This is a genomic window from Brucella anthropi ATCC 49188, assembly GCF_000017405.1.
GTDB lineage: Bacteria > Pseudomonadota > Alphaproteobacteria > Rhizobiales > Rhizobiaceae > Brucella > Brucella anthropi.
In genome coordinates, this window is sequence record NC_009668.1 from 1852201 (window position 1) to 1868859 (window position 16659).

Genomic DNA, 16659 nt, shown 5'->3' on the forward strand with positions numbered 1-16659 from the left:
GTGCTGCTGTGAATGCGCTATTTCGCGCCATATTCCAGAGCATGTCACCCATAAGGGAAACCGCTTTGGGGAGACATGTTCTAGAGCATAATCCGACCGGAGTGAAACGAGGATCGATAAGATTATGCTTAAAATATAATAGGTTAGAGCGCAGGCCTGATTGAATCAAATCTGCGCTCTAACGCAGAATATCGGACAGACGCTTCTGTTCTTTTTCGACACGCTCGAGATTGAGGCCCGCCAGAAGATCAAGAATATGGGTCTTCATCAGGGCCGCAGCGTCGTCGCTCCTGTGCTCTTCGATGGCATCGACCAGCGCATGATGCGCGTCGCTCTGGCAGGTCGTCTCGCGCCGTTCCCAATAGAGCGAAATGATGAGCGAGGAACGCGGCAGCAGATCGCCGACAAAACCCGCCAGGATCGAGTGTCCCGAAATTTCGGCCAGATGCGTATGGAAAAGCGCCGACAGCATGATCGCCTCGCTGTCGCGTCCGGCATGAAGTGCTTCATGCTCGTCATGGAGATGCTGGCGCAGCTGCTTGACCTGCTGGGGCTTGATGACCTTCGCTGCAAGCGAAGCCACCTCCGGCTCGATCAGCAAGCGCGCCTCGAACACTTCGCGCGCTTCCTCGCGCGAGGGTTCGGCAACGAAGGCACCGCGATTGGGTTCCAGACGCACCAGCCTGTCATGCGCCAGCGCCTGCAGGGCGGAGCGAACAAAGGCACGGCTGACGGAATAGATCGTCGCCAGCTCGTCCTCCGGCAACTTGGTGCCGGGAAGCAGACGATGGCTGACGACCGCCTCGCGCAAGCCGTTATAGACCGGAAGCCAACGCACATTCCCGCCGTTTTGGTCTGTCATGTTCGTCGCAGCCAGGTTCATCATCATCCAGTAGAAGCTGTTCAAATGGCAGATGCAATCGGTCGATACTGCATCCGCAAATCCTCTATCAATTTCCTTACATATCGAACACAGGTCCGGCGAGTGTCAACAATGTCGCGAGTTTTGATGCACAAACCCGGCTGAAATCATCTGAACGTCAATTCTGGGGCGAAAAAGGTTCAAAAATACCTTGAAAATCCTTCATTCGCGGCAGCTGATAGCCACCCAGTTTCGATGTTTTCAAGCCGAGACCGACAAGGCTTTCACACAGTTTCACCGCACAGGTCACGCCGTCGATGACCGGCAGCCCATGCTCCCTGGACAGAGAAGCAGCAAGGTCGGCCATGCCCGCACAACCAAGCACAATCGCTTCGGCATGGTCTTCCCGGATCGCCTTCGCGATCTCGTTCGAGACCTTGTTGCGCGCGTCTGATCCCGGAATTTCGAGGTCAAGTACGGCCACGTCGCTGGCCCGAACACGGGCGCAACGCGACATGAGACCATAGCGGGACAGGTTATGCTCGATTGCAGGCACCGAACGCGACAATGTGGTGACAACGCTGAACTTTCCGGCAATCAGGCTTGCCATGTGAAAAGCCGCCTCGCCGATGCCGATCACCGGCATGGTTCCGGCACAGCGCGCTGCATCAAGGCCGGTATCGTCGAAACAGGCAATGACGCAGGCATCGGCGGTCGGGCGCTTCTGCATTTCCCCGATCATGCCGGGAATGGCAAAAACCTCGTCGAAATATCCTTCGATGCTCGGCGGACCGTCGGCGGGATTGCTTGCGATGATTGTCGTGCCGGCACCTGCCACGCTGCGTGCAGCCTCGCCGATCTTGTGCGTCATCGATGCAGTTGTATTGGGGTTGATGACAAGTATTTCCATTTTCCTCGAACCATCGAAATATTTGTTTTCGTTCTGGATGGTCCAGAGCGTCTTTCGGACGCTCTGCCTAGTCTGCAATACCGGCGGTCAGATTTCCCCGCCCAGATAGAGTTTCGCGACGCGATCATCCGTCGCCAGTTCTTCCGAATTACCGGACAGGACGATCTTTCCGGTCGTCAGGGCATAGGCGCGCTGCGAGATGCGGAGCGCCATCCGTGAATTCTGCTCGACCAGAAGAACGCTCACCTTTTCGTCGCGGTTGATGGCGACGATGGAGCGGGCGATATCCTGCACCAGTTTGGGTGCGACCCCGAGAGATGGCTCGTCCAGCAGCAAAAGCTTCGGTTTGGCCATGAGCGCACGCCCAATGACCAGCATCTGCTGCTCGCCGCCGCTCATTGTGCCTGCGGCCTGCGAATAGCGTTCCTTCAGGCGCGGGAACCGCCCCAGAACCATCTCCAGCGTGTTGGCGATATCCGCCTTGCTGGAACGGGTAAACGCCCCCATCATCAGATTGTCGCGCACGCTCATATAGGGAAAGACGCGGCGGCCTTCCGGTACCATGGCAATCCCCATCTTGACGATCTCGTCCGACCGGGTGCCGTCGATCCGGCGGCCCTCATAATGGATTTCGCCCTTGCGGATCTTTTTCAGCCCCGTGATCGCCCGCAGGATCGAGGATTTGCCCGCACCATTTGCGCCGATCAGCGCGACTGTCTCTCCCTCCTGAACGCTCAGCGAAACGCCTTTCAGCGCATAGACGTGATCGTAATAGAGTTCGGCATCGGAAACTTTGAGAAGCTCTGCCATGGTCAATATCCAATCGTTTCGTCTTCTGCGCCGAGATAGGCTTCGATCACCTTCTCGTTTTCCTGGATCTGTTTCGGCGTTCCTTCCGCGATCTTCTGGCCGAAATTGATGACGACGATCCGGTCGGAAATATTCATCACCGCCGGCATGTCATGTTCCACCAGCAGCACCGTGACACCCCGGTCACGGACCGCCCGCACCATTTCCACCGCCTTGACGGTTTCGTCATGGTTCATCCCGGCAAAGGGTTCATCCAGAAGCAGGATTTTCGGCTCCGTGGCGAGACCGATGGCAATGCCAAGCGCCCGCAAGTGACCATGCGGCAGGTTCTGCGCAACCTCGTCCCGCTGCTTCCACAGGCCGAGAAACTGCAGGATTTCATCGGCGGAGCGTCCGAATTCCTCCTGATCCCGGCGAGCAAGGCTTGACCCCACATAACAGCCGAGGAAACTCGCCTTGGCGCGCAGATGGTGGCCGACAATCACATTGTCGCGCACCGTCATGCCCTTGAAGATCGTCGTTTCCTGAAAGGTGCGCACCACGCCCTTTCGCGCCACGATATGCGGTGCCAGACCGGAAATGCGTTCGCCCTTGAAGCGGACTTCCCCGGAGGTGGGCGTGAGAAATGAGGCGATCAGCTTGAACAGCGTGGATTTGCCCGCGCCATTCGGCCCGATGACCGACAGGATTTCCTTTTCACGCACCGAAAAGGAGACATCGTTGACCGCCACCAGACCGCCGAAACGTTTGGTAACGCTTTTGACTTCCAGAAGATCGCTCATGATCCTGCTCCCTTCTTTCCGGTCAGTCTGAGGCTGAGAAGCCCGTTAGGCAGGAACAGCATCAGGATGATGAGAACGCTGGAGAAGATCAGAAGCTGGAACTTGCCGGTCTGGAACAGGAAGTCCCAACCGAAATAGAGGACGAAGGTTCCAATGATCGGACCGAAGACATAGCCAAGCCCGCCCAGGAAGCAGTTGAGCATGAAATTGACCGAGTCCGTGACGGTGAAGCTCGACGGATAGATCGACTGCGAGATCGCCACGAACATCGCACCGCCAAGCCCGCCAAGGAAGGACGAGATCGCATAAGCCAGCACGCGCAGATTGGTGATGTTGACGCCAATCGACGAGGCAAGCTCCTCATTTTGCTGCAACGACTGGCAAAGACCACCGATGCGCGAATTGATGAGGCGATAAAGCCCCGCGAAGCACAGCACCATCAGCACAATGGATACGAAATAGAAGGCCGCGCGCGGGTTCTGCAATGTTGCGAAATCCGGCAGGATGGTCAGGCCGAAAAGCGATATGCCACCCGGCATCGGAATGCTGACCATGCCCTTGGCGCCATTGGTGATGGGCAGCGCCATCGCCAGAAGACGGGCAACTTCGGTCAGAACCAGCGTGACCATGGCGAAATAGACGCCGCGAAGCCGCAGGATCGGAATGCCGATCAGGATGCTGGCGAAAGCGCAGAACAGCCCGGCCAGAGGAAGCGTCAGCCAGAAGGAGACGCCATATTTCACCATCAGGATCGCCGACACATAGCCGCCCATAAGAGCATAGGCACCCTGGCCGATATTGATGCGACCGATATAGAAGGTGAGCCACACCCCGCCACTAACAATGGAGAGAAGCGCCACCGAAGTGAGCGTATAATAGAGGTCGTGCCTTCCGGTAGTCTCGATCAGCACCGGAATACCGATGAAGATCAGAGCCAGAAAGGCAGCAACGCCGATAAGCTTTGTTGTCTTTGTCATGATTGCCCCCTCAACCCCACGGCTTGCCCATGAGCCCGTTCGGACGGATGCTCAGGAACACCATCAATGCGGCGAAGATGACGAGATAGGTGATGTCGCCATAGGAGCGCAGCACCGTCAGCCCGACGGATTCCATCATACCGAGGATAAAGCCGCCAGCAATGGCACCGCTCACGACGCCTGCGCCGCCGATCATCACCATCATGAAAGCCTTGATGGAGATGGCGCCGCCGATGCCGGAATTGACGCCGGTAATCGCGACCAGCAACCCGCCCACCAGACCTGCAAGCATTGCCCCCAGCGCGAAGCCGATCATTGAATAACGATCGACATTCACACCCATCAACTGCGCGGCCACGCGGTCCTGGGCAAGTGCGCGCATGGCGCGACCGGGTTTGGTGTATTGCATGAAAAGAACGAAAGCTGCGATGAAGACCACGGCAAGCACTCCGATCAGAATGCGGTCATAAGGCATGATCAGGCTGTCGGAGACGAACACGCCATTGACGATCTTCGGCACGCCGCGCTGCTTTTCACCGAACAGAAGCAGGATCACCGCATCCAGAAAGAAAGCGACGGCCGCAGCAAGCAGCATCGTGCTTTCATCGCGCAGACTTCGCTTGATGACCGGCCGGAAGAGAAATTTTTCGATCAGCGCACCAACGATCATCAAAGTGACCGCGGAAGCCAGAAGAGCGACAACAAACGGCAGGCCAAGCTGTCCGTAAACCGTATAGGTGACAAAACCGCCCAGCACATACATCTGGCCGTGCGCGAAATTGAGGACGTTCATGAGCGCGAAGATCAGCGTCAGTCCCAACGCGATCAGTGCATATTGCGCACCCAGATATAGCCCATTGGCTATCACTTGTTCCATGAAGGCAGACTCCCTCGTGTGAAGTGCCGGGTAAACTGCAAGGCAGGCCCAAAACTCCGTGACAGTTCCTGGAGCATTTCCCGTTTGGCATGAGCCATTGGAAACGCTCTAACTGTTTGTTTTAACGCGCATCTTATTCCGAAAACCGCTTTGCACTTTTCGGGATGCGCTCTAGCGATTGGGAGGCCCGAAGCAGAAGTACCCCTCTTCCGCTTCGGGCTTTTCACAGGCCTATCGGTTAATCGACCTGGCCGACGAAAAGCGTTTCAAACTTGCCGTCCTTGTATTCTGTCACAACCATCGGAATACCGAGCTGGCGCTTCTGCGTGAAGGAGGAGGTGCCGACATAGGTCAGCTTGGAACCGTCGCCATCGCCCTTGACGAAAGGATTGGGCGCGGAGAACGTGTCCACCGTCTTCTTGAATTCCTCGACATTGTCGACCGCAGCCGGGTTGGCCTTCAGCGTCTCGACAATGTATTCGAGCGCATAGACCTTGGTGTTGGACTCGTCATTATATTCGCCATAGGCCTTGGTATAACGGTCAACGAATTCCTTCATCACGTCGGATGCGATTTCAGGCGTGGAAGCGCCACCCACCGAGATGAAGCCATTGGCGAGTTCGCCTGCACCTTCTTCCAGAACCTTGGCGTCCTGCGCGGTTTCGGTGGAAATGAAGCCCTGATAACCAAGCTCACGCGCAGCGCGGATCAGCAACGGCGCATTGCCCGGCGCAACGCCCGACAGAACCAGCAGATCCGGCTTCTGCATGACAATCGGCGTCAGAACAGGCGTGAAGTCGCGCGTATCGTTCTGATAGGCATCGTTGGTGGAGACGACTTCAAGACCGAGCGCCTTGGCTGCCTCGATGCCGCTGTCGCGCTGGCTGAGCGGATCGGATTCATTGGCCGCCACAAAGGCCACCGTCTTGATGCCCTTGTTTTCCTTCAGATATTTATAGATCGCCGGGCCGGACTGATAGTTGGCGATCATGCCGAGAACAGCATTGGACGCTGGTGGCGTATAAAGTTCCTTCGGGAAGGAATAAGGGAAATAGATGATGCCCTTGGCTTCCGCCACCGGACGGACGGCAGCGGCGCCGTCATCCACATTCGGACCCACGACGTAGTGAATGCCTTCCTGTGCCATCTTTTCCATGCCGGCGATGGCGCGCTTCGGGTCTTTCTGATCATCGAAGGTGACGACTTTGATCTTGTAGGTATCGTCGCCGATCTTCACGCCGCCCTGCTCGTTGAGCCAGTCGGCACGAACCTGCATCGAGCGAACATTGGATGTGCCCCAGGCCGCCGCAGGGCCGCTGGTGACACCGACGAAACCGATCTTCAGCTCCTTGTCCGCTGCCTGGGAGGCCGACGCGGACATGAGCGCAAATATAGAAACGGCGCCTAGCGCCGCAGTCTTAACAACTGCGCGTCTATTGATCATTTTAGTTCCCCTTACTTAGCTTTACCTTTCCCTCATTTGGCGGAGAAAGGATATTCAAGCTAAACACGCGTTCGAAATATTGTCAACAATCTGAATATTTTTAGAGCGTTTCCCTGCCTGATTGAATCAGCAGGCTTTGCAAATCAGTTACTTTCTGATTCAAGCTATCTGCCGATGGAGGTCGGCAGATATGTCGCGAGCCCTTTCCATTGATCTTCGAATACGTGTAGTTGCTGCCGTTGATGGCGGTGCATCGCATCGAGAGGCTGCTGAGCGTTTCGGTGTAAGCGCAGCCAGCGTTAGCCGTTGGCGTAACCTTCAACTCCAGCAGGGAAATGTTCGACCCGGTCCACTGGGCGGCGACCGCAATTCTCACAAGACAGAAGCTCATGCTGATCAGATCATGATCTGGCTCGCCGAACACAGGGACGGTACTCTCTTCGAACTTCGCAGTGATTTGGCCGCCCAAGGCATCATAATCAGCAAGTCGGCACTGCACCGCTTTCTTGTCCGGCACGAACAAACGCGTAAAAAAAGACTGGCCATGCTGTAGAGCAAAGCCGTCCAGACGTTCTGGAAAAGCGGCAATGCTGGTTCGAGGAGCAACTTGATCTCGATCCAGAGCGGCTCGTGTTCATCGATGAGACCTGGACAGCGACCAATATGGCCCGTAGTCATGGGCGGTGCCGCAAGGGTGAGCGGTTGCGAATGGGTTTTCCTCACGGCCATCGCAAAACGACCACGTTGGTTGCGGGGCTGCGCAATACGGGAATGGTCGCGCCACTTGTCATCGACGGCCCCATCAACGGTGATTGGTTCGAGGCGTATGTCGCTCAGGTGTTGGTTCCAACATTGAAACCAGGTGATATTGTCATCCTCGATAATCTGTCCAGCCACAAACGACCGGCAGCAAGAGAATTGATCGAGGCGGTCGGCGCGACAATGATGTTCCTTCCACCTTACAGTCCAGACTTCAACCCGATCGAAAAGGCCTTCTCCAAGCTGAAGGCGCTTTTACGAAAGGCTGCCGAGAGAACAGTCAATGGGCTTTGGGATCGCATCGGTCAGATGGTTGAACTCATCGAACCGCAAGAGGCTCAGAATTACTTCAACTCGTGCGGATATGATCCAACTTGAAAGGGAAACGCTCTAATGAACGATCTTGGAACGACGCGTCATCAATTCCAGAAAATTTCTGAACGGAAAAAGGCGCGTCGGTTTCCGACGCGCCTATTGAAATGACAAACTGGGAACAGACTAGCTCCGCGCCTGCAACTGCGCGAAATGGGCGAGCATCCGGTTCGGGTCAGCCTTGATGCCACTGAAGAGTTCAAACGCGCCGACCGCCTGAAACACAGCCATGCCGCCACCGTCGAGTACGCGGCATCCGCGCTCCCTGGCAAGCCGGACAAGCGCCGTCTGCAGAGGAAAATAAACAATGTCCGAAACCCAGAGGTGCGGCTGCACCAGCTCAGGCGCAAGCGGCAGACCCGGATGCGCGTCCATGCCCGTTGGTGTTGCATGGACCAGACCCGAAGCCTGTGCCAGTGTCTCCTCCAGATCGGCCCCGGCAATGAAACTGCATTGCGGCTGCACCGAAACAAGCTTGCCAATTACCGCATCGACCTTCGTGGCATCGAGGTCGAAGATGTGGACCTCCCTTGCACCCATTTCCGCCAGCGCATAGGCAACGGCAACGCCCGCCCCGCCCGCACCGAGCAACACGACACGCTCCAACGACGCATCCGGCAGGCCGCGGCGAAACCCTTCAGCGTAGCCCCACCAGTCGGTATTGTGACCGATGCGCCTGCCGTCGGAAAACACCATCGTGTTGATTGATTGCAGGGCCAAGGCATGGGGCGAAAGTTCATCGACCAGCGCCACCGCAGCCTGCTTGCAGGGATGGGTGATATTGAGCCCGGCAAATCCTGCAGCTTCGGCCTCCGCGACAAGGGCTGGCAGATCGCGTTCCGAACGCCCGTTCTCGGCGATGTCGATAATGTCGTAGCGATAGGCCAGCCCGGCGGCCTCGCCTTCCCGCATATGCATTGCCGGCGAAAGCGAACGTTGAATGTTTGCGCCGATCAGACCCACATGCACACGACGTTTGGTCACTTCACTTATCAATTCTCATCTCCGCAGGATCGGACGATATGTCGATCCTCGTTATTCCGGGCTTTTCAAAAGAGCGATGATCGTATCGCTGATCAGGCGGCGATGCCGCGCCTTCACGTCGGACGCCATCAGGTCGGTGCCGAAAATCGCGCCGAACGTATGTCTGTTGGACACACGAAAGAAGCATTGCGCACTGATCAGCATGTGAAGGTCGAGCGCGGAAATGCGCCGTTGAAAGATGCCCTGCTCGCGCCCGCGCTCCAGAATTTTCTCGATCGTCTCCAGAATGGTTACATTCTGGCGCGACAGAACATCCGAGCGTTCCATATGTTCGGCGCGGTGAATATTTTCCACCGCGACGAGCCGCACGAAATCCGGATTGGCATCGTCATGGTCGAAAGTGCTTTCCACCAGACTGCGCATGGCGGATTCCGGGTCCTGATCGTCGAGCGACAGTGAGCTTTCAAGCGTGCGTATCTTGCCATAGGCCCGTTCCAGCACGGCGAGATAAAGCCCATCCTTGCTGCCGAAGTAATAGTAGATCATGCGCTTGGACGTGCGGGTCTGCGCCGCGATTTCATCCACGCGCGCGCCGGAGAAACCCGATGCCACGAACTCCCGCGCCGCGACATCGAGAATATTCTCGCGCGTTGCGTCAGGATCGTTCTTGCGCGGCTGCGCCTTGGCGAGTGCCTTTGCCATAGTCCTCCCCCTTCAGCGTTCAGAGTGCCACAGCACTTTTTGGCATGCCCGCCGGACGCATGTATCGCCGCAGCGCCGCAATGCGGAAGATCGCATTGGCTGCGCCATATCCCTTGTAGCCTCGCCTCTGCACGACTTCGAAAAAGAAGCCCTGATCGTCGGTCGGGCTGTAAAGCTGGAAATATTCCCCACTCTCATCGCGATCATAAAGCACGTTCGCGGCCTTGAGCCGGTCGGTGAATTCCGGATCGAGACCGAGACGCGCTTCCAGATCGTCGTAATAATTCGGCGAGATTTCCAGCGTATGGAAGCCGTTGTCGCGCAAAGCCGCAGCCGTCGCGAAGATATCATCCGTCGCAAAGGCCAGATGCTGGATGCCCGACCCGAAGGTCTCGGCAATGAAGCGACCGGCCAGCGTGCGACGGTTTTCCGCGCCGTTGAGCGTGATGCGCAGCGTTCCCTCATCGTTTTCCACCACCTGACTGCGCACGACGCCGCCCGGATCAACGATGTCGACCATGGGCGACTTCCGCGATTCCGTAAGCGAAGTATAGAAAAGCAGCCAGGTCAGAAGTTCATCGAACTTCATCGTCTGGGCAACGTGATCGATATGGGTGAGACCGACACTGGTCCCTGTATCATTGCCTGCGACCGGCTCGAACTCGATATCAAAGATACGGCCGAGATCGGTCTTCTCATCGAGGAAATAGACCAGCCCGCCGCCAACGCCACGAATGGCAGGCATACCGATTTCGCCCGGATCGAGCGGTTGCTCAAAACTTTCCGCGCCCATGGCCACTGCGCGGGCATGGGCCTCAGCCGCATCGTCCACGACAAGCCCCATGGCATAAGCAGCAGTGCCGTGTACTGCATAGGCCGAGCTGGCGAAGCCGCGCGTATCCGTATTGATGACGAGGTTGATGTCGCCCTGCCGGTAGAGCGCAACGTCCTTCGTGCGATGCTTGCCAGCGAGTTTGAAGCCCAGCGCACCAACTGCGGAAACCAGCCGTTCGGCATCATCGGCATGGGTGGCAAACTCGACAAAGCCGACACGGTGCACCTTTGCGCGGGGCGGCATGGCAGCAACCGTCAGCTTGTTGTCCGGCTCGACCCGGCGAACCTGATCGCCAAGATAGATCAGCGAACGGCGTCCGTCGGCGGCGATGGTGGCTGGCGATCCGCCACGGAACTGATCGTTGAAGATTTCGAGCGAGAAATAACCGTCATAGCCGGTCGCAGCCACCGCACGCATGAAATCCAGCACCGGTAGGTCGCCCTCGCCCGGCATGTTGCGATAATGGCGGCTCCAGTAAAGCAGATCCATATCGATCAGTGGCGCGTCGGCCATCTGGATGATGAAAAGCTTGTCCTTCGGAATGGAGCGGATCGAGTTCACGTCGATCTTGCGCGCCAGAGTATGAAAACTGTCGAGGATTAGGCCGACATTGGGATGATCGGCGCGGCGCACAATCTCCCATGCATCGCGATGGTCGCTGATATGGCGACCCCAGGCGAGAGCCTCATAACCGACACGCAGATTGCGCCGTGCCGCTCTTTCGCCAAGTTCGCGAAAATCGTCCGCCGCGCGGTCGATGCCACCAATGGCAGCTGGCGACACGTTGGAACAGACCAGAACGAGATCGGTGCCCAGCTCCTGCATGAGGTCGAACTTGCGTTCCGCCCGATCGAAAGTGCGGCTGCGCAAAGGCTCCGGCATACCTTCAAAATCACGGAATGGCTGGAAAAGTGTGATCTCCAGGCCAAGATCGCGCGCCATCTGGCCCACCTGACGCGGGCTTTCGTCAAAGGTGAGAAAATCGTTCTCGAAAATCTCAACCCCGTCGAAACCGGCTTTGGCGATGGCCCCCAGTTTCTGCTGGAGATCTCCGCTGATGGAGACGGTTGCTATCGAAGTCTTCATGTCACACTCCTGTCTCCGGCCAGACCGGAGTCCACGGGCGGTTCCGGACAAATCGGCCCGGAACCATCTAGTTCAGTATCGGCAAGATATTCAGCCGTACTGTTTTAGTTTTCGCCGCGTACCTTCTTCAATTCGGCGAAGAGTTCATCGACCGTTTCTGCACCGATTTCGGCGGTAAACTTGTCGATGATCGGCTTTACCGCATCGCGCAGGCGCGTGGTTTCTTCCGGCGTAAGCTCGGTAACCTGCATGCCGGTCTTCTTGATCTCGTCCAGCGCCGTCGCATCCTGCTCGCGCGAAACCTTGCGCTGATAATCGCGCGCCTCGACAGCGGCCTGCTCGATCACCGCTTTTTCCTCATCGTTAAGGCGATCCCAGAACTTCTTGCTGATCATGACGATCTGCGGATTATACTGGTGGCGGGTCAGCGTCAGATATTTCTGCACTTCATAGAATTTGGCATTGATGATGTTGGCATTGGGATTTTCCTGCCCATCCACCGTACCGGTTTCAAGCGCCGTATAAAGCTCGGTATAGGGCAGCGGCACCGCATTGGCGCCAAGTGCATTGAACAAGGCAACCGGAACCGGCGATTGCAGGGTGCGGATCTTCAACCCGGCAATGTCCTCCAGCTTTGCGACCGGATGACGGTTGTTGGTCAGATTGCGGAAACCGAGTTCCCAATAGGCAAGCCCGATCAGACCCGTATCGGGCAGGCGTTTCATCAGATTGGTACCGAAGGGGCCATCCATGACCTTGTCGGCTTCCTCGCCGCTGTTGAACAGGAATGGCAAATCAACCGCTTCGAATGCCTTGACGGTGCTGGACAGGATGCCCGCATTCATCACCGTCATTTCCACGACGCCGCCCTGCAAGCCGGAAAGTGTCTGCGGATCGCTGCCCAGAACACCGCCGGGAAACAGTTTCACATTGATCTGCCCGCCGCTCTTTTCCTTCACCAGCTCGGCAAATTTCTCCATGCCCGTGACCTGCGGATGGCCCTTGCTGTTGGCGGCAGCAAACTTGATCGTCTGCGAACGGATTTCAGCCATGGCGGTGGTCGTCATCAGTGCCAGCGGCAGCACCACGCCCAGTGCCATTGTCTTCAGTATTTTCTTCATGTCTTCCTCCCACTCAAAAATTCTGTCTCTGTTTTTACGCATGTCTCCCGAAACCGGTTTCCACTTTCGGGAGACATGCTCTGATTTAATGGAACCAGTTCATCGGGACCGTCACCAGTTGCGGGAACAGTACCATCAGGAAAAGCACCACCAGCTGCGCAATCAGAAACGGCAGCACGCCCGTCATCACCTTCTCAAACGGCAGGCGCGCGACGCCGCACACCACATTCAGCACCGTGCCGACAGGCGGGGTGATGAGGCCGATGGAATTGTTGATGATGAACAGCACACCGAAATAGACCGGATCGATGCCCGCCTCCTTGATGATCGGCATCAGCACCGGCGTCAGGATCAGGATTGTCGGGGTCATGTCCATCGCCATGCCGACGAGAACAACCAAGAGCATGATGGCAAGCAGCAGCAGCGTCTGGTTATCCATCAAAGGCCGCACCAGTTCGGCCAGTTCACCCGGCACATCGGCAACCGTAATCATCCAGGCCGAAACGCTGGCGCTGGCAACGAGGAACATCACCACGGCGGTCGTCTTCGCCGCATCGACCATTGCCGGATAGAGTCTTGAAAGCGGCAATTCCCGATAGATCACGGTTGCGACGAACAGCGAATAGACAGCGGCAACCACGCCCGCTTCCGTCGGCGTGAACACACCGAAGCGAAGGCCGACAATGATGATGACCGGCAGCATCAAGGCCCAGATACTGTCGAGGAAAGCCCGCATCCGTGCACTGGGTTCAGCTTTCTTCGGCAGTTCGAACTGTTCGCGGCGCGCGAGGATGAACCAGGTCACGCACAGCGCAACGGCAATCATCAGGCCGGGGAAAATCCCCGCCAGGAACAGTTTGGTGATCGAAACGCCGCCAACCACGCCAAACAGGATGAAACCGATGGAGGGCGGGATGACCGGGGCAATGATCGATGCCGAGGCGATCAGCCCGGCGGCGCGACCCGGCTCGTGTCCGGCATTGCGCATCATCGGAAACAGCAATGCGCCGAGCGCTGCCGCATCGGCAACCGCCGAACCCGAAAGGCTTGCGATCACACAGGCTGCAAAGATCGCGACGAAACCGAGACCGCCGCGCACATGCCCCACCATGACCAGCGCCAGATTGACGATGCGACGCGACAAGCCGCCCGCATTCATGATTTCCCCGGCAAGCAGGAAGAACGGAACGGCCATCAGCGGAAAACTGTCGGCGCCGTTCAGCACGTTCTGCGCCACGATCTGGGCGTCGAACAAATCCATATACATCATCAGCGCCGCACCGCTGATGATGAGCGCGAAGGCAACAGGGACGCCAAGCGCCATCGGAACCAGAAGGGCGGCAAGAAAGATGAGCAAGGTCATGGTCGGCGCGCCCTACTTGCGATTTTCATCGGTCGAGACGGGCGTGACATGCTCCTCGCTATCCGTCACGAAATGCGTCCCGGCGACATCGATCCGCCCGGTTGCGATGCCGAAACCGTTCCACGCAATGATCAGGAGTGCGGGGACTGCGAAGGCCAGCCCTGCGCCATAAAACCAACCCATCGACATGCCTGTCGCCGGGGCCAGCGTCGGAATATTGATGAGTGTCTGCGTCCAGCTTCCCGAAAGAACCAGCCATGTCGCGCCGAACATCATGATATGGCCGGCGACCAGCGCAATGCGCGCGCCCCTAGGCGACAGGCGGCGCACCAGCGAATCCACACCCAGATGCGCATGGTCGCGCATGGCGACCACTGCGCCAAGAAAGGTGAGCCAGATGAAGAAGATGCGCGACAGTTCTTCTGAAACCGTTATGCCCTGATTGAAGGCATAGCGCAGCACCACATTGCCGAACACGAGCACGACCATGCAACCAAGAAGGCAGGCAATGGCGAACCGCGCCGCGGTAAAATAGAAATCGACTAAAGCTTTCATGTTCCTCCTCCCGGCGCATTACTTACAGACTGCCGCCCCTTTTCGGGTTTCGGGTGAAAGCGACGCGGCATCACCGGCAGGATGTCCCATACATCCCGAGGCGAAACATCGCTTTCCCCACAGTCCTTGACCGATTCCGGGCCGACCATCGCAACGAAAGCCCTGCCAGAAAACCATTCCGGTCTCCGGCATGCGCCTCATCGTGACCAGCAATCCATCCTCCTCAGCCATCCCGCTTCAGAACGGAATCGCATCGGTCAGCTGCGCCATTTCTCTAAAATGTACTAACTGGTTAGGAAGTCAATCGGTTCTGTTTGAACAAACGCATAGAAGCCTTTATTCCAAGGATATCAGAAATGTTCCATCTGGTTCAAAAGAGCGGATTTCTGTGCGAAGCACAGGCTATTGACGAAAAATCAGCCACCGTTCACCAGCGCCAGAATAAGCTGATGGACATTGCCGCCATTGCCCATCTCGACCTTGTCGAAGGCGCGGCCCTGAGCTCGCTGGACGTCCACCATATCGGTGATTTCCTTGATCAGCACCTTGCGGATTTTCTGGCATTTCGGATCGTTTGGAACCGACAGGCCAACGGTCCGGCGCACAATCTCGCGCGTCATGTCCTTGGCATGGTCGCCATGCACAAGCTCATGCTTGCGGATGCCTTCGGAGAAAGTTTCCCAGTGTTCTTTCACCGGGGAATTGAGCTTCTGCGAGGGCTTCGGCAGCGTATAGGTGATCTTCAGCTTCGGCGTGGCGGACAGGATCGTGCAGGCATTGTTGGAGCGGTCGAACTTCCGGTCCCAGGTCAGCACATAGCTGGTATGGGCTATGACACGGGTTTTGCCGCCGCCGATCTTCGGGCCACGCTCACCGATGGATTCATAAAGTTCAGGACCGGTTTTCCCGGCAATGGCGTAGGTCTTGATTTCCTCGACAGCTTTCCAATTGTCTTCTGCCAGTGCAGGTGCCGCCACCAGAATTCCAAGGAATGCGAATGCTGCCGCTTTTTTCACGCTTGCCCCGATCCATCGATTTGCCCGGATGATTTGCGGGCAAGCTACAATATCGGCGGGCGATGCGTAAGCGGCTTTCCAGCAAAAAGCCCGCCCGGGTTTCCCGAGGCGAGCTTCTCAGATCATATATTGATCTTACTTTTCGATAGTACGGTTCCAGCGGCTGTTGAGCTGCTGACGACCTTCATTGACGGCATCCCAGTCGAGCGTATTGGCTGTTTTCATGTAACCGTTGAAAGCGTCGAGCTTGGCCTGCGCATCGGGCGTACCGGCCTTCGCCTTCTGGTTCGACGGAATGAGGTTGCCATGGTCGAGCGCCTTGCTCTGTGCATCGGCGGAAAGCAGATAGTGAGCAAGCTTCTGGCTCAGTTCCGGTTCGTTATTGCCTGCGAGCACGCATTCGGTCACAGCGAGGACGACAGAGCCTTCCTTTGGCTGTGCATATTCAACCGGAATTCCCTTGGCCTTCAGGTTGTTGACGCCCGTCGGCGTCAGCGGGAAGATCGCTGCCTCGCCGGTCTGCACCATTTCCGAAATCTTGGCCGATGACGGAATGTATTCCAGAACGTTCTTGCCGATTGTGTCCGGGAATTTTTCGAAGCCCGGCTCGAGGTTCTTTTCATCACCGCCCTGAATGCGGTTGAACATCAGGAAGGCGTGGAGGCCGAAAGTCGAAGCGGAAGCCGACTGGAACACCACGGCGTTCGCATATTTTTCGTCGGCAAAGTCCATCCACGAGGTCGGTGCTGCCCAGCCCTTTTCGTCGAAAAGCTTCTTGTTATAGGCAATGCCGGTCATGCCCATATCGATGCCGATGGCCATGTCGTCCTTGAGGCGTGCGGCAGGCTGAATGTCAGCCAGAACCGGATCATCCGAAATCTTCTGGCACAGGCCGGAACTGATCGCGCGCACCATGACGCCGTCGTCGAGCAGCATGACATGCATCTGCGGATTGTCTTTCTGCGCGGTTGCCTTGGCGAGAATATCCGCCGAAGTGCCCGGCACGACAACGACCTTCACGTCATTGGCCTTTTCGAATTCCGGCAGAACGTGCTCGGTATAGGCCTTCTCCATATTGCCGCCATTCATGCCGATATAGAGCGTCTTGGTTTCAGCCGATGCGGCGGAAGCAAAGGCGACCGACAGGCCGAGCGCCAACAGGGCGGACTTGGTGATGGCCTTGTTAGTGAATTGAGTTTTCATG

16 protein-coding genes are annotated in these 16659 nt (G+C 57.1%); 1 reads left to right on the forward strand and 15 read right to left on the reverse strand.

Translation table 11 applies throughout. The features are described 5' to 3' along the window. Positions 1-178: 178 nt before the first annotated feature. The 7 genes from OANT_RS22785 to OANT_RS22815 form a co-directional block, all read right to left on the reverse strand. Complete coding sequence (locus OANT_RS22785) at positions 179-883, reverse strand: GntR family transcriptional regulator (RefSeq protein ID WP_029928696.1); 705 nt, start codon at positions 881-883, stop codon at positions 179-181. 157 nt (positions 884-1040) lie between these two features. Then, positions 1041-1772 carry an aspartate/glutamate racemase family protein gene (locus tag OANT_RS22790; protein ID WP_012093691.1) on the reverse strand — a complete coding sequence of 244 codons (732 nt, stop codon included), beginning with the start codon at positions 1770-1772 and terminating at the stop codon, positions 1041-1043. Positions 1773-1859: 87 nt separating this feature from the next. Further along, complete coding sequence (locus OANT_RS22795) at positions 1860-2582, reverse strand: ABC transporter ATP-binding protein (protein ID WP_010660572.1); 723 nt, start codon at positions 2580-2582, stop codon at positions 1860-1862. 2 nt (positions 2583-2584) lie between these two features. Then, the gene (locus OANT_RS22800; RefSeq protein WP_012093692.1) at positions 2585-3364 is read right to left on the reverse strand and encodes an ABC transporter ATP-binding protein; all 780 of its coding nucleotides are present in this window, start codon (positions 3362-3364) and stop codon (positions 2585-2587) included. Further along, positions 3361-4341 (reverse strand): branched-chain amino acid ABC transporter permease, encoded by a 981-nt coding sequence (locus OANT_RS22805; RefSeq protein ID WP_012093693.1) that lies wholly within the window; start codon positions 4339-4341, stop codon positions 3361-3363. The genes OANT_RS22800 and OANT_RS22805 overlap by 4 nt, the downstream gene beginning before the upstream one ends. Positions 4342-4351: 10 nt before the next feature. Further along, positions 4352-5218 carry a branched-chain amino acid ABC transporter permease gene (locus OANT_RS22810; protein WP_010660569.1) on the reverse strand — a complete coding sequence of 289 codons (867 nt, stop codon included), beginning with the start codon at positions 5216-5218 and terminating at the stop codon, positions 4352-4354. A 238-nt stretch (positions 5219-5456) separates the two neighbouring features. Further along, entirely contained in the window at positions 5457-6662 is a 1206-nt protein-coding gene (locus OANT_RS22815) for an ABC transporter substrate-binding protein (protein ID WP_010660568.1), read from the reverse strand. Between the two features lie 190 nt (positions 6663-6852). On the opposite strand from OANT_RS22815, the gene OANT_RS25915 reads away from it, so the two are divergent. Beyond that, positions 6853-7799, forward strand: a protein-coding gene (locus tag OANT_RS25915; RefSeq protein ID WP_011982578.1) for an IS630 family transposase whose coding sequence is annotated in 2 segments (ribosomal slippage) — positions 6853-7192 and positions 7192-7799 — 948 coding nt in all. Because the reading frame shifts where the segments join, the coding sequence is not laid out codon by codon here. A gap of 120 nt (positions 7800-7919) precedes the next feature. Here the strand turns inward: OANT_RS25915 and OANT_RS22830 are convergent. The 8 genes from OANT_RS22830 to OANT_RS22865 form a co-directional block, all read right to left on the reverse strand. Continuing rightward, positions 7920-8789 carry a shikimate dehydrogenase gene (locus tag OANT_RS22830; protein WP_012093694.1) on the reverse strand — a complete coding sequence of 290 codons (870 nt, stop codon included), beginning with the start codon at positions 8787-8789 and terminating at the stop codon, positions 7920-7922. Between the two features lie 39 nt (positions 8790-8828). Beyond that, positions 8829-9479, reverse strand: a complete 651-nt coding sequence (locus tag OANT_RS22835) for a TetR/AcrR family transcriptional regulator (protein ID WP_010660566.1) — start codon at positions 9477-9479, stop codon at positions 8829-8831. A 19-nt stretch (positions 9480-9498) separates the two neighbouring features. Then, positions 9499-11400 carry a bifunctional sugar phosphate isomerase/epimerase/4-hydroxyphenylpyruvate dioxygenase family protein gene (locus tag OANT_RS22840; protein ID WP_012093695.1) on the reverse strand — a complete coding sequence of 634 codons (1902 nt, stop codon included), beginning with the start codon at positions 11398-11400 and terminating at the stop codon, positions 9499-9501. 104 nt (positions 11401-11504) lie between these two features. After that, positions 11505-12521, reverse strand: a complete 1017-nt coding sequence (locus OANT_RS22845) for a TRAP transporter substrate-binding protein (protein ID WP_010660564.1) — start codon at positions 12519-12521, stop codon at positions 11505-11507. 85 nt (positions 12522-12606) lie between these two features. Then, positions 12607-13884: a TRAP transporter large permease subunit gene (locus tag OANT_RS22850; protein WP_012093696.1), complete on the reverse strand. Its 1278-nt coding sequence runs from the start codon at positions 13882-13884 to the stop codon at positions 12607-12609. 12 nt (positions 13885-13896) lie between these two features. Then, complete coding sequence (locus OANT_RS22855; protein ID WP_012093697.1) at positions 13897-14439, reverse strand: TRAP transporter small permease; 543 nt, start codon at positions 14437-14439, stop codon at positions 13897-13899. 416 nt (positions 14440-14855) lie between these two features. After that, entirely contained in the window at positions 14856-15455 is a 600-nt protein-coding gene (locus OANT_RS22860; protein WP_010660561.1) for a DUF922 domain-containing Zn-dependent protease, read from the reverse strand. 135 nt (positions 15456-15590) lie between these two features. Next, a complete protein-coding gene (locus OANT_RS22865) occupies positions 15591-16658 on the reverse strand; it encodes an ABC transporter substrate-binding protein (RefSeq protein ID WP_012093698.1) in 1068 nt (355 codons plus the stop codon). Between the last annotated feature and the right edge of the window lies 1 nt (position 16659).

What these genes read in the sequence shown, in the direction of transcription:
- OANT_RS22785 (WP_029928696.1), bottom strand. Translation starts at nt 883, where the DNA reads ATGAACCTGGCTGCGACGAACATGACAGACCAAAACGGCGGGAATGTG.
- OANT_RS22790 (WP_012093691.1), bottom strand. Translation starts at nt 1,772, where the DNA reads ATGGAAATACTTGTCATCAACCCCAATACAACTGCATCGATGACGCAC.
- OANT_RS22795 (WP_010660572.1), bottom strand. Translation starts at nt 2,582, where the DNA reads ATGGCAGAGCTTCTCAAAGTTTCCGATGCCGAACTCTATTACGATCAC.
- OANT_RS22800 (WP_012093692.1), bottom strand. Translation starts at nt 3,364, where the DNA reads ATGAGCGATCTTCTGGAAGTCAAAAGCGTTACCAAACGTTTCGGCGGT.
- OANT_RS22805 (WP_012093693.1), bottom strand. Translation starts at nt 4,341, where the DNA reads ATGACAAAGACAACAAAGCTTATCGGCGTTGCTGCCTTTCTGGCTCTG.
- OANT_RS22810 (WP_010660569.1), bottom strand. Translation starts at nt 5,218, where the DNA reads ATGGAACAAGTGATAGCCAATGGGCTATATCTGGGTGCGCAATATGCA.
- OANT_RS22815 (WP_010660568.1), bottom strand. Translation starts at nt 6,662, where the DNA reads ATGATCAATAGACGCGCAGTTGTTAAGACTGCGGCGCTAGGCGCCGTT.
- OANT_RS22835 (WP_010660566.1), bottom strand. Translation starts at nt 9,479, where the DNA reads ATGGCAAAGGCACTCGCCAAGGCGCAGCCGCGCAAGAACGATCCTGAC.
- OANT_RS22840 (WP_012093695.1), bottom strand. Translation starts at nt 11,400, where the DNA reads ATGAAGACTTCGATAGCAACCGTCTCCATCAGCGGAGATCTCCAGCAG.
- OANT_RS22845 (WP_010660564.1), bottom strand. Translation starts at nt 12,521, where the DNA reads ATGAAGAAAATACTGAAGACAATGGCACTGGGCGTGGTGCTGCCGCTG.
- OANT_RS22850 (WP_012093696.1), bottom strand. Translation starts at nt 13,884, where the DNA reads ATGACCTTGCTCATCTTTCTTGCCGCCCTTCTGGTTCCGATGGCGCTT.
- OANT_RS22855 (WP_012093697.1), bottom strand. Translation starts at nt 14,439, where the DNA reads ATGAAAGCTTTAGTCGATTTCTATTTTACCGCGGCGCGGTTCGCCATT.
- OANT_RS22865 (WP_012093698.1), bottom strand. Translation starts at nt 16,658, where the DNA reads ATGAAAACTCAATTCACTAACAAGGCCATCACCAAGTCCGCCCTGTTG.